The sequence below is a fragment of the Paractinoplanes ferrugineus genome (genome assembly GCF_016862195.1).
Taxonomy (GTDB): Bacteria; Actinomycetota; Actinomycetes; order Mycobacteriales; family Micromonosporaceae; genus Actinoplanes; species Actinoplanes ferrugineus.
Genome location: NZ_BOMM01000089.1, coordinates 1 through 19,128 on the forward strand (window position 1 = coordinate 1; position 19,128 = coordinate 19,128).

18 protein-coding genes and 1 pseudogene are annotated in these 19,128 nt (G+C 68.5%); 4 read left to right on the forward strand and 15 right to left on the reverse strand.

From position 1 onward, the window contains the following. Positions 1-675 precede the first annotated feature (675 nt). The 3 genes from Afe05nite_RS41455 to Afe05nite_RS41465 are packed head-to-tail and all read right to left on the reverse strand — an operon-like array spanning position 676 to position 2,218. A complete protein-coding gene (locus tag Afe05nite_RS41455; RefSeq protein ID WP_203822844.1) occupies positions 676-1,356 on the reverse strand; it encodes an SDR family NAD(P)-dependent oxidoreductase in 681 nt (226 codons plus the stop codon). 32 nt (positions 1,357-1,388) lie between these two features. Next, entirely contained in the window at positions 1,389-1,544 is a 156-nt protein-coding gene (locus Afe05nite_RS41460; RefSeq protein ID WP_203822845.1) for a hypothetical protein, read from the reverse strand. Further along, complete coding sequence (locus Afe05nite_RS41465) at positions 1,541-2,218, reverse strand: DsbA family oxidoreductase (RefSeq protein WP_203822846.1); 678 nt, start codon at positions 2,216-2,218, stop codon at positions 1,541-1,543. The genes Afe05nite_RS41460 and Afe05nite_RS41465 overlap by 4 nt, the downstream gene beginning before the upstream one ends. Positions 2,219-2,315: 97 nt before the next feature. On the opposite strand from Afe05nite_RS41465, the gene Afe05nite_RS41470 reads away from it, so the two are divergent. After that, on the forward strand, positions 2,316-2,984 hold the full coding sequence (locus Afe05nite_RS41470; RefSeq protein ID WP_239118606.1) for a TetR/AcrR family transcriptional regulator: 669 nt from the start codon (positions 2,316-2,318) through the stop codon (positions 2,982-2,984). 180 nt (positions 2,985-3,164) lie between these two features. Here Afe05nite_RS41470 and Afe05nite_RS41475 read toward each other — a convergent pair whose 3' ends face one another. The 4 genes and pseudogenes from Afe05nite_RS41475 to Afe05nite_RS41490 form a co-directional block, all read right to left on the reverse strand. Continuing rightward, the gene (locus tag Afe05nite_RS41475; RefSeq protein WP_203822847.1) at positions 3,165-3,575 is read right to left on the reverse strand and encodes an arsenate reductase ArsC; all 411 of its coding nucleotides are present in this window, start codon (positions 3,573-3,575) and stop codon (positions 3,165-3,167) included. Between the two features lie 14 nt (positions 3,576-3,589). Beyond that, a pseudogene (locus Afe05nite_RS41480) lies at positions 3,590-4,086 on the reverse strand (GNAT family N-acetyltransferase). Beyond that, entirely contained in the window at positions 4,083-4,814 is a 732-nt protein-coding gene (locus Afe05nite_RS41485) for an aquaporin (RefSeq protein ID WP_203822848.1), read from the reverse strand. The pseudogene Afe05nite_RS41480 and the gene Afe05nite_RS41485 overlap by 4 nt, the downstream one beginning before the upstream one ends. Beyond that, positions 4,811-5,185 (reverse strand): ArsR/SmtB family transcription factor, encoded by a 375-nt coding sequence (locus tag Afe05nite_RS41490; protein WP_438869781.1) that lies wholly within the window; start codon positions 5,183-5,185, stop codon positions 4,811-4,813. Before Afe05nite_RS41490 ends, Afe05nite_RS41485 begins: the two co-directional genes overlap by 4 nt. Positions 5,186-5,261: 76 nt before the next feature. On the opposite strand from Afe05nite_RS41490, the gene Afe05nite_RS41495 reads away from it, so the two are divergent. Continuing rightward, entirely contained in the window at positions 5,262-5,741 is a 480-nt protein-coding gene (locus tag Afe05nite_RS41495; protein ID WP_203822849.1) for an ArsI/CadI family heavy metal resistance metalloenzyme, read from the forward strand. Between the two features lie 11 nt (positions 5,742-5,752). Here Afe05nite_RS41495 and Afe05nite_RS41500 read toward each other — a convergent pair whose 3' ends face one another. Next, positions 5,753-6,268 carry a glycoside hydrolase family 71/99 protein gene (locus Afe05nite_RS41500; protein ID WP_203822850.1) on the reverse strand — a complete coding sequence of 172 codons (516 nt, stop codon included), beginning with the start codon at positions 6,266-6,268 and terminating at the stop codon, positions 5,753-5,755. 403 nt (positions 6,269-6,671) lie between these two features. Between Afe05nite_RS41500 and Afe05nite_RS41505 the strand changes: the two genes are divergently transcribed. Next, entirely contained in the window at positions 6,672-7,481 is an 810-nt protein-coding gene (locus tag Afe05nite_RS41505) for a glycoside hydrolase family 64 protein (RefSeq protein ID WP_239118607.1), read from the forward strand. 154 nt (positions 7,482-7,635) lie between these two features. Here Afe05nite_RS41505 and Afe05nite_RS41510 read toward each other — a convergent pair whose 3' ends face one another. The 5 genes from Afe05nite_RS41510 to Afe05nite_RS44365 form a co-directional block, all read right to left on the reverse strand. Continuing rightward, positions 7,636-11,079, reverse strand: coding sequence for an NACHT domain-containing protein (locus tag Afe05nite_RS41510; protein ID WP_203822852.1), 3,444 nt, complete (start codon positions 11,077-11,079; stop codon positions 7,636-7,638). Positions 11,080-11,196: 117 nt separating this feature from the next. Then, positions 11,197-11,667 carry a hypothetical protein gene (locus tag Afe05nite_RS41515; protein WP_203822853.1) on the reverse strand — a complete coding sequence of 157 codons (471 nt, stop codon included), beginning with the start codon at positions 11,665-11,667 and terminating at the stop codon, positions 11,197-11,199. A gap of 53 nt (positions 11,668-11,720) precedes the next feature. Then, positions 11,721-12,155, reverse strand: a complete 435-nt coding sequence (locus Afe05nite_RS41520) for a MarR family winged helix-turn-helix transcriptional regulator (protein WP_239118608.1) — start codon at positions 12,153-12,155, stop codon at positions 11,721-11,723. A gap of 363 nt (positions 12,156-12,518) precedes the next feature. Further along, positions 12,519-12,905, reverse strand: a complete 387-nt coding sequence (locus tag Afe05nite_RS41525) for a DUF6193 family natural product biosynthesis protein (RefSeq protein WP_203822854.1) — start codon at positions 12,903-12,905, stop codon at positions 12,519-12,521. Between the two features lie 860 nt (positions 12,906-13,765). Next, positions 13,766-14,089 (reverse strand): hypothetical protein, encoded by a 324-nt coding sequence (locus Afe05nite_RS44365; protein WP_239118609.1) that lies wholly within the window; start codon positions 14,087-14,089, stop codon positions 13,766-13,768. A 528-nt stretch (positions 14,090-14,617) separates the two neighbouring features. Between Afe05nite_RS44365 and Afe05nite_RS41535 the strand changes: the two genes are divergently transcribed. Next, entirely contained in the window at positions 14,618-18,466 is a 3,849-nt protein-coding gene (locus tag Afe05nite_RS41535) for a CHAT domain-containing protein (protein ID WP_203822855.1), read from the forward strand. Positions 18,467-18,469: 3 nt separating this feature from the next. Here Afe05nite_RS41535 and Afe05nite_RS41540 read toward each other — a convergent pair whose 3' ends face one another. After that, positions 18,470-18,964 (reverse strand): hypothetical protein, encoded by a 495-nt coding sequence (locus Afe05nite_RS41540; protein ID WP_203822856.1) that lies wholly within the window; start codon positions 18,962-18,964, stop codon positions 18,470-18,472. Beyond that, positions 18,961-19,119, reverse strand: a complete 159-nt coding sequence (locus Afe05nite_RS41545) for a hypothetical protein (RefSeq protein ID WP_203822857.1) — start codon at positions 19,117-19,119, stop codon at positions 18,961-18,963. The genes Afe05nite_RS41540 and Afe05nite_RS41545 overlap by 4 nt, the downstream gene beginning before the upstream one ends. Positions 19,120-19,128 lie beyond the last annotated feature (9 nt).

A 19,128-nucleotide genomic window follows, 5' to 3' on the forward strand; every position in this document is an offset into this window, starting at 1 on the left:
CCCGGAGCCGGCTCCGGCGTTGCCCTGTTCGGCGGCCTGACCCATCCCCGTGCCGACCGCGAGCGCCGAGCCGAGCAGCGCTGCGGCGGCACCTCCAATCAGCAGCTTGCGTGTCCGGCCGCTGACTCCGCGTCGATACATGCACGGCTCCTCTTCGTCTCGATACTGCTTGTGCCGAGAGGTACGAGCAATGATGTGGCGGCAGTTCATGACGCTGAGCACGCCTTCCTTAAAGTTTCTTTAACGAGGCTTTCGGGGCGTGCAGCCGCCGGCCACCTTCCGGCTGCACGACCTGTCGGTCATGGTTGAGCGCGGCGATCTCGACGCACTCCGCGCCCGCGCCGATGCTGGCGACTAGCGAGCCAAAGAACAATTTGTCGAGCTGTATGGAGCGAGGAGACCGTGACCTCTCCCAGGGGCCGTTTTGGCTGCAGTCGACCTGTTCGCCGGCGCCTACGGCCGCCGCCGTTCCACGTCGGCCGGCTCAAGGTCAGCGCGTAGGCGCAGGTGCTGTACGGGGTGACGGAGGCGCCCCCGGTCGTGCGCCGGCCGCCGCCGTCGATACGGCCTGCTCGGCATGCTCGACCAGGCCCACCGCCCCGAGATCGCCCTCGGCGGAATGATCCCGGACGTCAGTCCCGGACACCCCCTGCGCCTCGGGGCGGTTCCGGTCTGTCAGAACGTGTTGTAGTGGTGCTCGGCGCCTTCTCGTTTGGTGTAGAGGTCCCAGTAGTGCTGTGCGATCGTGTCGGGCTGGGTCTCGGGGCCGCCGGTGCCGATCCAGACCGAGAGGGGGACGTGGGCGGCGTAGACGCCGGTGCCGTCGGTGACCTGGTGCAGTTTGAGGACCCAGGCGCGCAGGGCCGCGCCCGCGATGGCGATGTTGGCGAACTCCGGCGGCGCCGGGGTGGGGTCGACGGAGGCGCCGCCGGTGGTGAACAGCAGGGTGCCGCTGCCGCGTCCGAGCATGTCGGGCAGGACCTGCTGAGCGGCGGTGATGCCGCCGTAGAGGTAGTAGTCGAGCTGGGGCTGGACGTTCTCGACGGTGACGTCCAGCGGGCTCGCCGTGGTGATGCCGGGAACCGGGGTGTGCGGGGCGGGCGAGTATTCCAGGACGTCGACGGCGCCGAAGCGTTGCTTGATCCGGGCGAAGGCGTCGACGAGCGAGGGGCGGTCCATGACGTCGGCGGCGAAACCGGCGGCGTCGATACCGGCCTGGCCGAGTTCGGCGGCGAGGGCGTCGAGTTTGCTCTGGGTACGCGACACGAGCGCGACGGAGAAGCCGTTGCTGCCGAAGGTTCTCGCGATGGACTGGCCGAGGCCGGCGCCCGCGCCGACGATGGCGATAGTAGGCATGGTGGTTCCTTTCAGGATGTGACGGTGGGTTGTCAGTCGCAGAGTTCCCCGGGCCGGCAGAAGTCGCCGCCGGGCACCAGGTGGATGACGGCGCCCGCGGCCGGTTGCTCCCGGGGCTCGTCCGGGTCGGCGGCGGCCGATGGGATCGGATCGGTCTGGTCGGCGGGCGTGGCCGGGTCGCTGGTCACGAGAGGGCCTCGCGGGCGCGGCTGATGGCCTGGGCGTAGGTGTCTATCGATTGAGCTCCGGCGACGGCGAACCGCTGACCGAGCAGGACGAACGGGACGCCGGTGACGCCGAGCTGGCGGGCGCGCTGCTCATCGCGGCGAACCTGTTGGCCGTAGGAGTCATCGGCCAGCACGGCGCGGACCTCCTCGCCGTCCAGGCCCACTTCGACGGCGACAGCGGTCAGGCCGGCGTGGTCGTACGGGTTGATCTCGCCGGCGAAGAAGCGGTTCTGCACGGTCTCGAAGAAGGCGGTGCCGGCGCCGTGCCGGTTCGCCAGTTGCAGGACGCGGTGCACGTCGAAGGAGTTGGCGTGCAGCCGGTCGGTGCTGAAGGGCAGCCCTTCGGCGGCGGCCCGGTCGCGCATGGCGGCTTCGGCCTGCATCGCGGCCTGGACCGGCAGGCCGTGCTTGCGAGTGAAGATCTCCGGGATCGTCATCGGTTCGGTCGAGGCGTCGGGGTCCAGCTCGAACGAGCGCAGCGTGAGCGTGATCCCGGCCGGGCCGGCGCGGTCCACGGCGTGACGCAGGCGGTGGATGCCGAGATAGCACCAGGGGCAGCCGAGATCGGTCCAGACCTCGACCGCCAGCCGGCCCGCCGCGGGCGGGGTGTTCATCACCGTTGCGGTATCCGTCATCGCCGTCTCCTCGTCACGTCAAATAAGTGGTGCCTTGCCTCCATTTCAACGTAACAGGTAAGTGGCGCCTCGGCTCCAGTTATGCGATGGTGAGAGTGTGAGAAGCCGGACACCTGCCGAGAAGCCCCTGCGTGCCGACGCTGCGCGGAACCGTGACGCGATCGTCGGCGCCGCCCGGCGCGCGTTCGCCGAACTGGGGCTTCAGGTGCCGTTCGACGAGATCGCCCGGCGAGCCGGCGTCGGCGAGGCGACCCTGCACCGGCGCTTCCCGGACCGCGAGTCCTTGATCGCCGCCGCGTTCACCGACAAGATGACGGACTATGCCGACGCCGCGGCGCAGGCGCTCGCGGACCCCGACCCGTGGGCCGGCTTCTGCGGCTACGTGCGCCGGGTGTGCGCGATGCAATCGGGCGACCGTGGCTTCGCCGACCTGCTCACCCTGACCTTCAGCGTCACCAACCCCGCCATCGAGGACCTCGAAGGCCACCGAGCCCGTGCCTACCGCGACTGGGTCACCATCGTGCGCCGCGCCAAAACGTCCGGGCAACTGCGCGCCGACTTCCACCCCAGCGACATGATCCTGCTTCTCATGGCCAACGCCGGAGTCGTCGCCGCCACCACGGGCACCGCCCCGCACGCCGGCCAACGCCTCGTCGAATACCTACTCCAGGCATTCGCCGGCGGATGTGCGCTCGAACTGCCCGCCCCGGCGCCGCGCGGAGCCCTTGTCCGAGCCATGCACCGCAGCCAGCAGACCGCCGATTAAGTACTGGCGCCGGATCTCTTCAGGCCGGTCACGGCGACCGTAGGAAGGTCCGGCACGGCAAACTGGAAGCAGCGGAGGCAAACAGGAGGACAACCGGGCGCGATCACCGCAACAGGACAAGCGTCTCCCCAGACGTCGAAGCCGACCGTTTTTCAAGACCCGTCGGTCGAGGAGGACCTTTCAGACGGTGCCGCCGATTTCGGTGAGGAGTTTCTCGATGCGGGTGCGGATGTCGTCGCGGATGGGACGGACGGCGTCGAGGTCCTGGCCGGCGGGGTCGTCGAGTTTCCAGTCTTCGTAGCGTTTGCCGGGGAAGAACGGGCAGGTGTCGCCGCAGCCCATGGTGATGACGATGTCGCTGGCTTCGACGGCCTCGGGTTCGAGCTTCTTGGGGTGTTCGGCGACGATGTCGATGCCGACTTCGGCCATCGCGGCGACGGCGACGGGGTTGATCTGGTCGGCGGGTTCGGATCCGGCGGAGCGGATCTCGACGGTGTCGCCGGCGAGGTGGCGCAGCCACCCGGCGGCCATTTGGGACCGGCCGGCGTTGTGGACGCAGACGAACAGGACGCTGGGTTTGCTGCTGGTCATGGTGGCTCCGATGGTCAAGTGATGGTGGGGCTGCGGCGCTCGATGAGTACGACGTCGCGCCAGGCGCCGTGGTGTCGGCCGACTCGCCGGCGGGTGCCGACGGTGCGGAAGCCGCAAGTTGCGTGGAGTGCGAGGCTGGCGGTGTTTTCGGGGAAGATCCCGGATTGGATGGTCCAGATCCCGGCTGCTTCGGTGGAGGCGATCAGCGCGTCGAGCAGGGTCCGGCCGACGCCGCGGCCGCGGGCGTCGAGGTGGACATAGACGGAGTGTTCGACGACGCCGGCGTAGACGCAGCGGTCCGAGACGGGACCGCAGGCGATCCAGCCGAGCACCGCCCCGTCCTGGTCGAGAGCGACGAAGCGGTGTTCTGGAGCCGGGACGCGGTGAACCGGGCCCAGTCGGGTGGTTCGGTCTCGAAGGTGGCGTTGCCGGTGGCGATGCCGAGCCGGTATATCTCCAGTACGGGCTCGGCGTGCTCGTCGCGCATCGCGGCGACGGTGATCGTGGTCATCGCGGTGCGGCCTTCTGTTGAGCCTGCGGGACGACAACATCGGCGGCCGCGGGCGCCGGGCCGGGATACCACCAGGCGATGGCGGCGCAGGCGAGCAGACCACCGGCCAGCTGCGCGGCTAGGAAGAGGGGCGCTGAGGCTGGCGCGATGCCGGCAAAGGTGTCGCTGAACATCCGGCCGATCGTGACGGCCGGGTTGGCAAAGCTGGTCGAGGACGTCCACCAGTAGGCCGCGCCGATGTAGGCGCCGACCGCGGCCGGCGCCGTAGCGGTGCGACCGGTGCGAGCCAGCGCGACGATCAGTAGGACGAGCCCCGCGGTGGCAATGGTCTCGGCGAGCCAGAGGTTCGAGCCGGAACGGACGGTCGTTGCGCGAGAGGCCGCGGGCAGGCCGAACATGAGGTTGGCCAGGACGGCGCCGCCGATCGCGCCGGCCGTTTGGGCCAGGGCGTAGGCGAGCAGGTCGCGGCCGGTCGGTCCGGTGCGGGAGCGGCGGCCGAGCCACCAGTCGACTGCGGAGACGATCGGGTTGAAGTGGGCGCCGGAGACCGGGCCGAAGGTGAGGATCAGCGCCGCCAGGGCCAGCCCGGTCGCGATCGCGTTCTCCAGCAACTGGAGGCCGGCCTGGCCCGGGCTGAGCCGGGTCGCGGCGATGCCGGACCCGATGACCGCGGTGACCAGCAGGCCGGTGCCGGTGAATTCGGCGCTGGCCCGGCGGGCGAGGTTCACGCGTCGGCCGCAGCGGTCATCGCCGAGGCGTCGAGCAGCTGCGACAGCGCGGCCAGGGCGGACGGGACGACCGTGTAGTAGACCCAGGATGCGCGCCGCTCACCGGTGATCAGCCCGGCATCGCGCAGCACCTTCAGGTGATGCGAGATGGTCGGTGCGGTCTGGGTGAACGCGTCGAGCAGGTCGCAGACACACACTTCGGCGCCGGCCCGGGCGGCGATCATCGACAGCAGCCGCAGCCGGACCGGGTCGCTGAGGGCCTTGAAGGTCTGGGCGAACGCGATGGCGTCGGGCTCGCTGACCGGCTCGGTGACCATCGGCGTATTGCAGCAGCCCTCGTTCGGGATCGTCCGCGACTCTGGATTCGACACGCATCGAGTTTGACACTGGTCGAATCCGGTGGCAAGCTGCGGATTAGATAACAGTCGAATTCGCCGGAGGTGCGGGATGTCTCGTGTTCAGCTCGCGTTGCGGGTCGCTGACCTGGAGGGGTCGGTGGCGTTCTATTCCAAGCTGTTCGGGGTCGAGCCGGCCAAGCGCCGGCCGGGGTATGCGAACTTCGCGATCACGGAGCCGCCGCTCAAGCTGGTCCTGCTCGAAGGCGATCCCGGGAACCCGACCGTGATGGACCATCTGGGCGTCGAGGTCGAGACCAGTGAGGCGGTCGACGCGGCGACCACCCGGCTGACCGAGTCGGGTCTGATCACGCTGACCGAGGGCGACACCGAGTGCTGCTATGCGCTGCAGGACAAGGTATGGGTCCGCGGCCCGGGCAACGAGCCGTGGGAGGTTTATGTGGTCAAGGGCGACTCGAACGTCGGCGACAAGCCGATGCCCGACGCCGCCGCGGCCTGCTGCGCGGACACGCCCGCCGCCGAGACGGCGCCGGTGCCCGTGACGGTGGCGGCCGCACCCGGCTGCTGTTGAGCCGCGCTGGTTCAGGCCGTTCCCGGGCCGTGTGACCGGTCTGGGCGCGGTTTGCGCCGTGCCCGACGGACCGAAGGTCCCAGGCGCGGTGACTTCCGGCCGTACGTCTCGGCGGCGTTGCGCACCCGCGCGGTGACCGCGTCGCGGGTCGGGCCCTCGCCGCCGGTGGGATCGAAGCGCTGCAGGGCGGCGGTGTCCAGCCCGTTCTCCTGCATCCAGCGGAAGTGGGTGTCGACCGTCTGCTGGTCGTAGGAGGAGAACAGCGAGGCCGGTTGCCCGTTGCCCAGGTCGGCGAAACCGGTCCGGTAGGTGCGGGTGTAGTCGCGGACGTCGGGCCACGACTTGATCGCCTTGTTGCCGGGCGACGGCATGGCGCCCCAGTCCTGGCTGTAGTGCCACCAGCCGTTGATCGGGGCGCCGTCCCCGGCCGCGCTGAACCAGCCCTGGTAACCGACGGTGATCTTGCCGACCACATCGCCGGGCGGGGACACGGCCGGCGAGACCGCGGCGTCCGCGTTCAGTCGCAAAGTAGCCCATAACCTATGTAAGTAGACCAATTCTAAACAAAGCTTAATACAAGGTCTGGCGACGGCGCTTCGTGACACTGGGGAGACGGCCACCGCCGGCACCGATAACACCGAACCGAGGGCGTAAAACATCACGTTGACCTGGGCGTAGGTCGCGGGCCAAAGTCGCCGGGTGCGACGACGACCGATGACTTTGTGGGCCGCCTGTGCCCTGGTGGCGCTGACCGCTTGCGCGCCTTCCGCTGCGCCTCCGTCGGTTCAGCCGCCGACCCCTACCCAGTCTCTTCCCGCGGTCGTCGCGGCGCCCCCGCTGTCGGCATCCCCGGCGGCGGCGACACCGCCGGCGGCGAGCGCGTCGCAGTCCGGCTCGACCTCATCCTCGCCGTCTCCGGCGACGGCCGCCGTGAGTAAAGCGCCCGCCCAGAAGACTTTCTGGGACACGTCGAACATCCCCAAGGCGAAGGAAGTTCTCACGGTCAAAGTCCTGAACCGTACGAACGGGAAGTACCCCGACAGCAAGGTCTACTGGACGTTCGGCGGCCGGACCCGCTCGATCGCGCAACAACCCGAGGTGGACATGCCGGCCAACTCCGCCGGTCGGATGTATTTTCACCTCGGCTCGCCGACCAGCAAATACAGTGACTTCATCGAGTTCACGGTCGGGGCCGACCAGTTCAACGGCAACACCACGCGGGTCGACGCGTTCGTGCTGAAAATCGCGATGCGGCTGCACTCGGCGGACGGCTCGAACCTCACCGTCGGCGAGACGGAGAAGGTCTTCGCCGAGTCGTGGGCAAGCACGTTCACGCGTTTCCGGGCGGCGGTGCCGGCCGAGTTCAAGCACCTGGCCGAGGGCACCGACAAAATCCTCTCGCCGGGCGGCGACCCCGAGTTCAAGGCCGGCGGAAAATACGCGAACTACTTCGCGTCGTACACGAAGGCGGCAAGCACCTCGGACATTCTCGGGTGCGCCGGGCCGCTGGGCTCCAGTCCGAACGAGTGCGCGCAGCTCAATCGGCATGTCACCGCCGCCAACGCATCGAAGACCAGCGCCTACTACCGGGCCGCGCCGGCGAACTTCTACGCGAAGTTCTGGCACGACAACGCGATCGGCGGCCGCGCGTACGGCTTCCCGTACGACGACGTGAACGCCCAGTCCAGCTACATCTCACACAGCGACCCGCAATACCTGCTCGTCGCCGTCGGGTTCTAGACATCCTTCGTGATCAACCTCTGACCGGTGATGGTGGAGATGGACCTGTTCCGTTTCACCACGGCGGCGAGGTCGGCGAGGCTGCCTTTGATCGTCGGCCAGAGCTTCTCGACCGGTTGAGTTCCGGCGCGTCGTACCGGCGATCAGGTGTTCTTCACGGGAACAGGTCCCCGCGCTCGGCCGCGTCGAGCCAGCCCTGAGCGTCGCTGTCACCGGCGTCGGCGCGGCGTCGGATGAGTGCGGTGGCCTCGTCGAGCCGGCCGTGCCGGGCGAGCAGACTCGCGATCGCCCAGTCGGCACCGAGGTCGCCTTTGGCAGCGCCGGCGCGCAGCAGCTCCACGGCGCGGTCGAGCTGTCCGTTGCCGGCGAGCCGGTCGACCCGCCAGGCGACAGCGGCCGGTTCCCCGGCGTCGGCCCGCGAGTTGAGCTCGTCCTCGCGTCCGGCCCGCGCCAGCGTGGCGATCAGGTCCCTCTCGGCCCCTTCACCTTTTGCCTGTCGCATGAGCGCGATCGCCTCGTCCACCCGCCCGTTCTCCGCGAGCTTATTGGCGACGGCTTCCCGGGCGAAGGGGTCCTCGTCCCCGACCGCCTCGGCCGCCGCGTCCAATCGACCCCGCGCGAGGAGAAAGGTGACCAGCTGACCGATCCCATGCCGGCGACCGGTGGCGGCTCGCGCCCGCAGGAATGCCTCCGCGTCGTCCGGGTGCAGCTGTTCGACGAGCCGTTCGACGATCGGCCCGGACGGCATTCCCGGACGTTCGATGGCCAGGGCGAGGGCTTCGCCGGCCCGGCCGGCGTCGAGCAGCAGGAAGATAAGTTCGTTGGCGGCCTGATCGCCCGGCGCCTTCCGCAGCACCGTGATCGCCGCCTCGACGCGGCCCTGCGCGGCGAGGACGCGCGCCAGCCAGGTCGCTGCGTGGGCCTCGTCCTCGCGATACGCCGCGCGGGCCCGGCGCAGCGCTCGCGCGAAGTGTTGATGCTCGAGCAGCAACTCGTCGAATTGCCGCGCGGCGCGGTCCTGGCCCAGGGGGAGGGCGGCGATCAGCGCCTCGGCGGCGGCGAACCGGCGCCGCCTTACCAGGTGATCCAGGTAGGCGGTCACGCCGTGGAGATCGCCCCTCTCGGCGAGGGCACGGACGTCCTCGAACCGGCCGGCTTCGACCAGCCGGTCGACCAGCCCGGAGTCGCTTCTCCCGCTCGCCCGTACGAGCTTGATCGCACCATCGAGGTCGTCGACGTCGACCAGGTGGCGCAGAAGCGCCTCGGCCGACTCCTTGTCGGAGCGCCGGCGCAACTCGTCTATCCGGCCGTGCTCGACGAGCAACCGGGCCAGCCTGCGCCGGTCGTGGCGGGCCGACTTCCGCCGGTCGGCCGCCACCTCGCGCAGCACGTCCAATCCTTGCTCGACATCGCCGCGCTGGATGAGCAGGTCGGCCAGCTGCCATGCGACGTACCGGTCGCCGCCGCTGAATCGCTGTCGCAGCAACGCGATGACGTCGTCGGTACGCTCGAGCCGGGTCAACAGCGAGGTCAACCGCTTGGTCGCTTCCTTGTCGCCCGCCTTCATCACGGCGCGGGTGTGCTCGGCCGCCTCCACCAGCGCCAAGTGGTCCTGAAGAAGAGCGTGCCGGAACTGGTAGACCGGCCCCGCCCGCCGCAACACCGCCCGCCGCCGGTAGGCGTCGTCGAGAAAGCCGGAGAGCCGCAGGGGGAGCCGCCCGGTCGCGGCGAGCCGCAGGTGAGTGAGCCGGAAGAGAAGCCGTTGCCAGCCACCGTTCGCCAGCACGCCCGCCCCGCCGTAGACCGCCACCATGACGAAGGCCGCCGGGGAGACCGCGACGCTGGTTTGCAGCAGAAGAGCGACAAGTCCGACGCCGACCTGGGAAAGGGCGCCGGTCAAGGAGTAGGCCCAGCCGATTGCCGGGTCGCTCATATCGGTGGCCGGGCGGAAGGAGCGTGCCCGGTCCGGCCCCACACGGTTTACCGTCCGGTGGACGGCGAAGGTGGCTCCGCCGGAGATGGCCGCACCGATCAGAGCGACCCGCCAGTCGTGCAGCAGGAATCCGGCTGCCAGACCCGAGGCCGCGCTCACGGCCGACTGTCCCAGGCCGATGCGAGCGAACCGCCACGGCGTCGCGAGAACAAAGGCCGGGAGAACCAGCCCGACCAGCCCGGCCTCGATGGCGCAACCGACGCCGTTCGCCAGCTGGCCCGCCAGCGCGGCGCCGGCGGTCAGCAACAGCAATCCGGTGGCGATAGTGGCCACGCGGGTAGTCCGGGGGTGCCGGGCGAGCAGGTCGACCTTCACCTGCCACCAGTGCCAGTCGCGGGTGCCGGTTTCGTACAGGTGATAGGCCAGCGTGGACAGGTGGCGGCGGGCTCGTGCCGATTTCCGCTCGTCGTAGGCCGCCGACACGAACACGTCGAACAGGCGCCGGGCCAAGGGCTGGCGCCTGTCGAACGTCAGCAGTTCGGCCGGGCGGTGCGGATCCCGGCGGTACGCGCTGCGAGCCAGGGCGATCATCAGCGGGCTGGACAGGACCTGGGCGATGGGTGCGTCGGGGTCGGTACGCAGGCGGTCGAAGACCGGCTCCCACAGCGGACGGCGCAACTCCGGGTAGGACAGGTAGGAGATCGCCACGTCGGGCGCCACCGGCCCGATCTCGACCACGGCGGCGGTGGTCAGCAGGACACCACCGGCGTTGACAGCCTCTTCGTATTCGAGTCCGCGGCTGGTCACGACCAAGTGGTTGCCGAGCAGGCCGTACTCGTCGATCTGGCGTACCGCCTCCGCGCGGCTGCCCGGCGGCAGCTCGTCCAGGCCGTCCAGCACCGGCATGATCCGGCGGTGTTCTATCAACCAGCGGGCGGTACGGCGGGAGTTGTCGAGCACCTTCGGGTACAACTCGACCAGCTCGCGTTCGAGGAAACTGGTCAGGGACTCGCCGGGCCGCCAGCCGCTGAGCGCCATGACGACCGGTACCCGGCCGCCGTCCTCCGGTTTCTGCAGCAAGCCCTGGGTCAGCAGCAGGGTCAGGACGCTCTTGCCGGCCCCTGGGCCGCCGAGGACAGCGAGCTGACGGTGAGGCAGGGCGCGGAAGTGATCGACGACCTCAAGTGCGTCTCCGTCGAGGATCAGGGGCGAGCCACCGCCGCGGGTGCCGTCGCCGAGGACCGCGTCGTGCCCGGCGGCGGGCCGGCCGCTGGCCGACCAGCGCACGACGATCGGGGCGGGGTTGCGTGCCTGTCGGTAGACGAGCTCCGCGCTGGTCGTATTCAGTACGCTCGCGGCGAGTTCCGCAGCCAGCCGGTCGCCGTCACCGAACGTACCGAAGCTACGAATGAGCTTTTCGACGGCCAGGATGATCAGGCCGGCCGCGCCGGCCGGCAGCGCGATGATGTTGGCCCATCCGGTCCAACGGTCGAACGCGTCCTTGGCCGCCTCAATGGCGTCAGGGTTGGCGTGAGCGGCGGTCAGGTCGGCCACCGTCACATCGGCGATCCACGCGCGGACGACCACCAGCACCGAGACTGCCACCGCGGCGACACCCAGCAGCAGCCAGCCCAGCCATCTGATCCACCGCCACCAACGCCGCATACCGTGCATCATGGCCAATCCCGCGTGCGCGGCGCATGAGCCGAACGGGTCCGCTGTTACCGCTCGAGTGACGAGCGCCAACGGGCTGGTACCCGACGAGCAGTACAAGGCCGCCAATCAGACCGTCGGCAAATCGTGCTGGGGCACATGGATTACCTGCGCAGTCGAGAGCCGGGGCGCTAGTCGATTTTCAGCCGCGTCCGGGCCCTCGGCAATCGGCACCTGCCAGGGGAACGGGGCGAGGTCGGGCGGGATCCAGCCCTGCTTGGCCTGCGCGCTTGCCAGCGTCGCTGATCGGTAGAAGCGAGTGAGCAGGCGCTTGTCGAGGAGGGCGGGATGCTGGTCGGCGAAACCAGCGAAGTCCTGTTGCGGGCAACCGGCGGCGTGGTGCCCGACGAGTTCGACCCACGCCCGGCTGACCGTTGCGTGGTACTTCTGCGGCGCGCCCGCGTATCGGGCGGTGCGCTGGATGCCGTCGCTGATGAGGCCGATCGCTTCAGGTACCCCATAGCGGCGCACGGCCAGCCACGTCAGGTGGACGTGTTCCCGGTGACCGAACTGTTCGGCAGTGGTCATCACCTGGGCCATCAATGATGCGAAGATCGATGGCCCGCCGCTGGATGACGATGGCCCTGGCGTTGTCATGAGGGAAGCCCTGCCAGAGCTTCCAGTGCTTGTCGCAAGACAGCGATGTCGCCGACCGGCAGGCTGCTGAGCGCGCGGTGCTCAAGGCGAGCGATGGCCTCGCGGATTGCGGTGGCGGCGGTGCGGCCCGTCGAGGTGAGTTCGACGACGACGACCCGACGGTCTCCTGGACGATTGCCTCGGGTGATGTGTCCGCGTCGTTCGAGGCGGTCCAGCACGCTGGTGAGTGTCGTGGGGCGGACGCCCACCGCCTTGCCCAATTCGGAGACGGTGCGGCCGCGGCCGTCGGCGAGGTTGGCCATGGCGTTGATCTCAGAGGACGTCAGGTCGAGGTCGACGAGTTCGGCGGCAAGAACCTGCAATGTGGCATGGGTAGCCCGTTGTAACGCGAGCAGAGCGGACCAGTCAGGCGGCACGACTTGAGATGTCACGATTTCGAACTATACGATTTCGTGGTATCCCCTTCAAGTCTTCCAGACATGCCTGCTGGTCGACGACGGCAGGTACTACTGCCTTTGGACATGCACAGCATTTGCTGTCGGTTGTGTCCTGCACTGCGCTCGGCGCACCGTGTTCCCTGAGCTGGTCTCAGTTGCCGCAGCAGTGCAAGCCGAGACGGATCGCATGGCGACATGTCGGCCCACAGCCATCGCCAGGAAAGCGTCCACGCCCTGACCGAACGCGTCGAACAGCCGCGGCGACAGGTGCACGAGAAGGCGCCGCGAGCGCAGGCACCATCCCTATCGGCACGATGAATGCCAGGGGGTGTGCTCCCGGGTGGGGGTCTTTCGACGTTATTCCGATACGGCTTGCCCCCGGCGCACGCTTTGCGGCAGATTAAACGTCGGACTGGACGTGACGGAGGGCGGCAGATTGGCGACGACAAGGTCTGCGGCTTCCTTAGCCGACTCGGCCTGGCCGATAATCCGTTCGTATCCAGCGGCAATGACCTGGTACGGCGGGCCACCGCAGGCAATGAGCGGAAGGTTCTGAGCGGGTGTGTCGGGCCAGGTCCACGGGGTCCTGAAAAACCTCAGCGTTCCGTGCGTGGGGAAAGGGAAGAGCGCGCGTAACGTGGGGTTTTCGTAAGCAGCCTTGAAGACGGGATTATCTGCCCACCAATGCTGTTTGTCATCAAGCAGTACGCGCCAAGCTTCGTCGGCATCCGTCACCGGTTCCATCTGCGCACTCCTCCGCGCCCAAGCGACACCTTGAAGATGCATCCTATGTGACTTGACGGCCGTCGCTGCATCGACCCAGGTCGTACTGGATGGCTGCTATGTTCCCGGATGCCATGAAAGGTAGCGAGGATGCAGTGCAGCGGCCGGTCGATGTTCTCGCGTGCACGGCCGTGTGGATGGTGTTGCGAGGGCAGGCGTGGCAGGCGGGGATATGGACGTCACAAAGGCCGACGCCCGGCGCGGATCGCGGCAGAAGCGGACGGCGGATTCGTAGGTTATAGGTGCGGGGCGTGGCTCAGAAGACTTCAGCCCCGTCATTGGTTATCAGCGTAACAGCTTCGAGAATCAAGAATTCGAGATGATGGAAACCGGTTACGGGTTTGCGATTCGAGGTGTTGCGAGCGGAAAATGCATCGAACAAAACCACTACTTTCCGAGCCCTCCAGTCTGGGGTTTCGGCTCACTTGTACTCCAGCTGTAAAACCGCAGATCAATCATGGAGACGGCTCCTGCTCTCGAACGGGTTGAGTGTAATTGTCAATTCATCGCATGCAGGATTCGCTATCCGCTATAATAAAAAAAGCAAAATAACGTCGCTTGAATTGAGCCCGTTAACATTTAGTTCGGAAGAGCAATTTCTAGTCACCCCCTTTGCAGGCCCCTCCGCGGCCTGACGGAAGTGTCGCTCGGCACCGACCAGTCACCGTGGCGCTCGAGCCGGACCGCGAGGTTGTGATGCGCGTGCGTATCGCCAAGCTCTGCGCCGGCGAGGATGCCGGGAAGTCCACCGAGTAAGGGATCAGATCACTCGGCAGCCTCGGCCGGCACCCACGCCGCTTCGAGGGGGTGCGGTTCACCCGTCAACGCGGCGCACGCGGCCGCAACCTCGAACAGGCTGGCGCGGACGTACGTCGCGGTGCTCCCGGCGTCGCGTTGCCCTCGTGGCCGGCGAATGCCCTCGCTACGGCATAGCCGAAATGCCGCTCTACCCAGGTCAGCGTCGTGTAGCGCAACCAGTGGGCGCTGACCTGCTGCACCGCCACCCACCGCAGGTGCTTGCCGAGCCGGCTGAAGATGTAGTCGTACCGCCGCCGGGTGATCGGTACACCATTGCGGTACCGCAGCAGCTGCCCCTGCGGATCGCCGTCGCCTCGTCCCTGCGCGTGCGCGAACAGGCCACTCATGAGGGTACGAGAGACCGGCTGCCACCGTACGGTCCCGCCCTTCTCCCGGAGCCGGATGAGACATTGCGTCTCGCCGAGGTCGCAGGGCCGCCGTGCCAGTGCACCGCCACGGCGGCAGGTTGAGTCCGTCGTCGACGGCATGTCGGTAGAGGCATCGGACTGCGGAGATGAAGTGTTCGGCCGCCACCCGGCCACCGCGGGCGTTGCGCCGCTCCACGCCCGACCGCTTGGTCCGCTCGGCGAACTGCTTGATCTCGAGCGGCGTCGGCTCATCGAGCGCACGCGCGCCCCATTCCTTCCGCAAGCGGTTCCAGTAGGTGCCGTAGCGGCGGCGCGTGCCGTCGGAGACCACCGCGGGCCGCGGTAGATGTTTCGCTAATGGGGGGCAGCGCGATGGCAGGAGCGAAAGGGCTCGATGAATGTCAGCTATCTGACAAGTGGTCGGTAGCTATCCCGGCGTAGACCTGTGACAGCACGAAATCCGGAGGGAGCCGCGCTGGTATGCCACTTGACCTACGCGTCACTGACGTGGACCGGGCGGGAGGGCGTCTGCGCTGGCGCTGGTTGCTCTGCGCGGAGGGCGGTGGGGAGATCGCCACTCATCAGGTCGATCTCGACCCGACCACCTTCGAATACGAGGCCTTCGGTGATCTCGCGGGCTGCCTTCGACGGCACCGGGCGCCGCACGACCCGGTAGGCAGCGCCGCCGAGATCATGGACCGGGTTGGTCATTGGCTCGGCGAGACCGTCCTTGGCGCGGATATCGGACGCGAGCTGGTCATCGCGGCCCCGGTCACCGTCGTGGTCCGGCTTCCCCCAGCCGCCCTGTTCCTGCTGGACCGTCCACTGGAGATGGCGGTCCTGGGCAACCGGCCACTGAGCCGTCTGGGCATCGGACTGGTGCTGGTAGCCGAGCCGGAAGACGCGACGCCGGCCAAGCGTGTCGCAACCGACCGGCTTCGCCTCCTGGCCCTGTTCTCAATGCCCTCGCGGATGTCGGTGCTCGCCCAACGCCGGGAGCGTGAGGAGCTCGAACGGCTCGTGCGAGGGCTGGCCGGCACGGGCTTCGCGGTCGAGCTGCGCGTTCTGCAACACGGCGTGACCAGGGATAAACTGGCCGACGCCGCCGGCGACGGCGACGGCTGGGACATCGTGCACCTGAGCGGGCACGGCTCACCGGGTTGTGTGGTGCTCGAAAAGGAGGACGGCGCACCCGACGAGGTGTCCACGTCGGAGTTGCTTGTCCTGTTGCGCCCGCTGCGAGAGCGGTTGAAGCTCATCCTGCTCAGTGCCTGCGACTCAGGCCGGGCTCTCGCGGCCGACGTACTGCGCCTGCTGACTCTGACCGAGCAGGCCGACGCCCTGCAGGCGCCGGACGCCGGCGCACGTGAGTGGTTGGGGATGGCGCACGGCCTGGTGGCTGGACTCGACTTGACCGTCGTCGCGATGCGGTATGCGGTAACCGATGAGTTTGCCGTTGCTTTCGCCGGGCGGTTCTACCAGCTCTTACTCGGCGAGCGCCGGCCGGTCGACGTCGCCTTTCGCCAGGCTTTGACCGACACTGTCGAGACCGTGCCAGCCGCCACCTTGCATGCGTTGAGCGCCGTGGCGCCCGCACTGTTCGGTGCCCAGGCTGTGGGCCTCTTCCTGGGGCCGCCGCGCGGCCAGCCGGCAACCGCCGCACCGGCGCCGGTCGGCGCCGGTTTTCTACCGCCGCTGCCCGCCAGCTTTGTCGGAAGGGCACCGACGATGCTGGCAGCGAGTCGGGCTCTCGCGCCGCGGTCGAACCACCGTGCCATCGTCTTCACGGGAATGGCGGGGGCTGGCAAGACGGCATGCGCCGTCGAGGCCGCCCATCAGCACGTCGACCGCTTCGCCGCGACCGTGTGGTGGAGCGCTCCAACGGCGGAGTCGGACGCGGACAACTCCCTGGCCCAGTTCGCGGCGATTTGGGAACGCCGACTCGGCTCACCACTCACCGCCGAATCGTCCTTCGCCAGCGTGGCAGGCCTGGTGCGGGAGCAGCCGGTCCTGGTCGTCCTGGACAACGCGGAGTCGCTCATCGACAACGACGGCGAGTGGCGCGATCCGCTCTTCGCCGCTCTGCTCGAGGTGCTGTGCCAACCGCAGGCGCGCTCCCGGGTGATTCTCACCAGCCGCACGGTCCCGCGAAACCTGCCGACATCGGCGCTGGTCCAGCCCATCTACGTGCTGACGCTCGCGGAATCGGCTCTGCTTGCCCGCGAGCTGCCGCACCTCGGCCGGCTCCTGGCAGGCCGGCCTGGCCCGGACGGCACAGTGGCGGAGGTGGCTGCCGGCCGACGGCTGGTGCGTCGGATGCTGGGCGTCGTGCAGGGGCATCCCAAGCTCCTCGAACTGGCCGACGCCGCCGCCGCGGACCCCGCCGAGCTGGAACGCCGCCTGGACGTCGCGAGTCGTAGCGAGGCACCGGTGCGCGATTTTTTCGCCACCGGCACCAGCGGGCTCGACGAGTCCGCGATGCTGCGCACCCTGGCCCAGTGGACGACAGCGACGTTCGAGACCCTCAGCCTCGGCGGCCGGTTGCTCGCCGAGGTGCTCGCATGCGCGCTCGACACCGACCGCCAATCCGGGGTGGCCGAGTCGGTCTGGCACCTACTCTGGCGGGAGCACTACTCGGATCCGATCCCAGCGTTCGCCGAGGCCGTCGCCGAGCTTCAGCGGGCCAACCTGGTCGACGTCGGGCAGCTCGACGTGGACGGCATCACGGTGTTTCGCCTGCCCGGTCGAAGGAGGATCGACTCCGCACAGACCTACCGCTTGCACCCGGCGATCGCGTCTACCATCCGCTCGGCCACCGGCGAGCAGCGGTGCGCGGCCATCGAGGATCGACTAGGCCAGTGGTGGTCCACGGTCGCCCACTACGCCGCCGAATTGGAAAAAGAGGGCGACACCACCGCAGCCCCTCTCATCGTCGGGGCCAACATCGCGGCGCTGCCCTACTTCAACCGCCGACGGCGCTGGACTGAGGTGGCGCAGTGTCTAGGCATGGCCGGCATGCGTGCCATGCCGGAGGCCACTATCCGCCTAGGTCTCACCCAGCTGCGGCCAGGACTGGATACCGAGCAAGATCCGGAGCAGCGGTTGACCATCGCCGGCGTCTACGCTCACCTATTGACCCAAATCGATCCCGCCGACGGCATCCGGCGGTTGCAGGCGGCACTCGACGAGGCGCGCCGACGCGAGCTACACACGAACGCCGTGATCATCGCCGGCAACCTCGTCAACGCGCTCATGGCGTACTCCTCGCCCCAGGCCGCCCTGATCGCCAACCGGGAGCTGCGCGTCCTGCAACAAGCAGCCGGGGCAGGCCGGTTCACTCTGCTCCAGAACGAGGTGCAGGAGCTGCAGATCTGCGAGGAGCTCGGGCAGTACGACGTCGTGCTACGGCATGCCCCACGCCTGCTGTCCGAGATCGACCGCACGCCTATGCCATCCCCAACAGACGGGGCCAAGACCGAGATGGTCATTCCCCGGAAGGGGGCCGAGTCCCTGCTCAGCAGCGCGGCCGCGGCCGCGGCCGCGCTCGGACGGTTCCAGTTGGCGCTCGAGCTCAACGAAGAACACCAGCGCCGGCTGCGTGCTCGCAACGCGACGGCGTACGAGCGGGCGCAGGCGGCCGTCAACGCCGTACCGCTGCTCATCCCGCTCGGCCGACTGGAGGACGCCGAGCGGGCGCTGGGCCGATGCCAGTCGGTGTTCGAGGAGGAGAACGACATCGGCATGCTGGGCATCGTGTTCGCCCACCGGGCCAAGATCCAGTCGGCCCGGGGCCGGGCCGGCGATGCCGTCGCCCTGCAGGAACGCGCGCTGCGCTACCTCTATCAGCGGCCCACCCATCTGAGCAACCTGGCCAACGCCCACTCGACGCTGGCCTACTACCGCCACGAGGCGGGTGACGATGCGCCGCTCCACCTGGTGGCTGCCACCCTTCTCACCTTCACCGCGGGGCGCAGCGGAGGATCCAGCATCGTCCTCATGCCGCGCGACGGCCAGTACGACCTGGGTTTCATCCTCGACCGGATCATCACCGCCGACGTGGAGCGCGTGCCTGGCGTCCGATTCGGTCAGGTGCTGTCGAGGGCCGTTCCCGACCCTGTCAAGCGTGCTCGGATGCTGGCCATGGTCATGGCGCCGATGTTGACCGACACGTTGCGGCAGCTGATGTCCGGCCCAGCCGGAGGTCTGACGCTGGAGGGATACCTCGATCAGTTGGCCTGCACCCGCGAGTGGCAGCCGCTGGTCGGCGCGCTGCGCCAGACCAGGTCTGGCCGGCCGGCCGATCTCAACGGCCTCGACGACGTGACAGCCTCGATCCTGCGCGCTGTGCTCGGTTGACGGTCACGCCGCGACGACCACGACGAGCACCACCGCGCCGAGGGCCACCAAGGCGAGCAGCTGGGAGGCCAGGGCGCCGGTGAGGAGCAACGCCTTGCGGTTGTTGGCCTCGCGGAGGGAGTGGAAGCTGCGAATCTGTGCCGTGGCCACGACGTTGCGGGCGTCCACCTCATGATCGGTCCAGTGCGCGCCGGTCATCACCCCGAGAGTGGTGGATTTGACCACGGCATACCTGAAGTTCCAGCTCGCCAGGATGCCCAGCGCGGCCGCACCGGCCAGCGCCACCAGCGCGACGACCAGTGGCGCGATGGCAGCCCCGGGAAAAGCCTTCGGCCCGCCTTGCCGCACCAAGGTCGCGAGCGCCACCAGCAGCGTGACAAGTCCCGCCGACGTGGTCACTACCGCTTGGCCTCGCGTGTCATAGATCGTGCGCCGCTCCCGCTCGGTCTTGAGCTCAGCCTCGACGAACGCCGCATAGGTTTTACCCTGCTCGCTCAATCGCGCCCGCCACCGAACACTTCGGGCCACCGGTCACCGCGTACCTCTTCCATCTCAACCCACAGCGTGTCCGGCGGCTCGCGCGGCGTCTCCGGCTCATCCTTTTCGACCACCTTATCCGGGGCCGGATCCTTCCCGTCGGACTCCTTCTCCATGGCCGTACA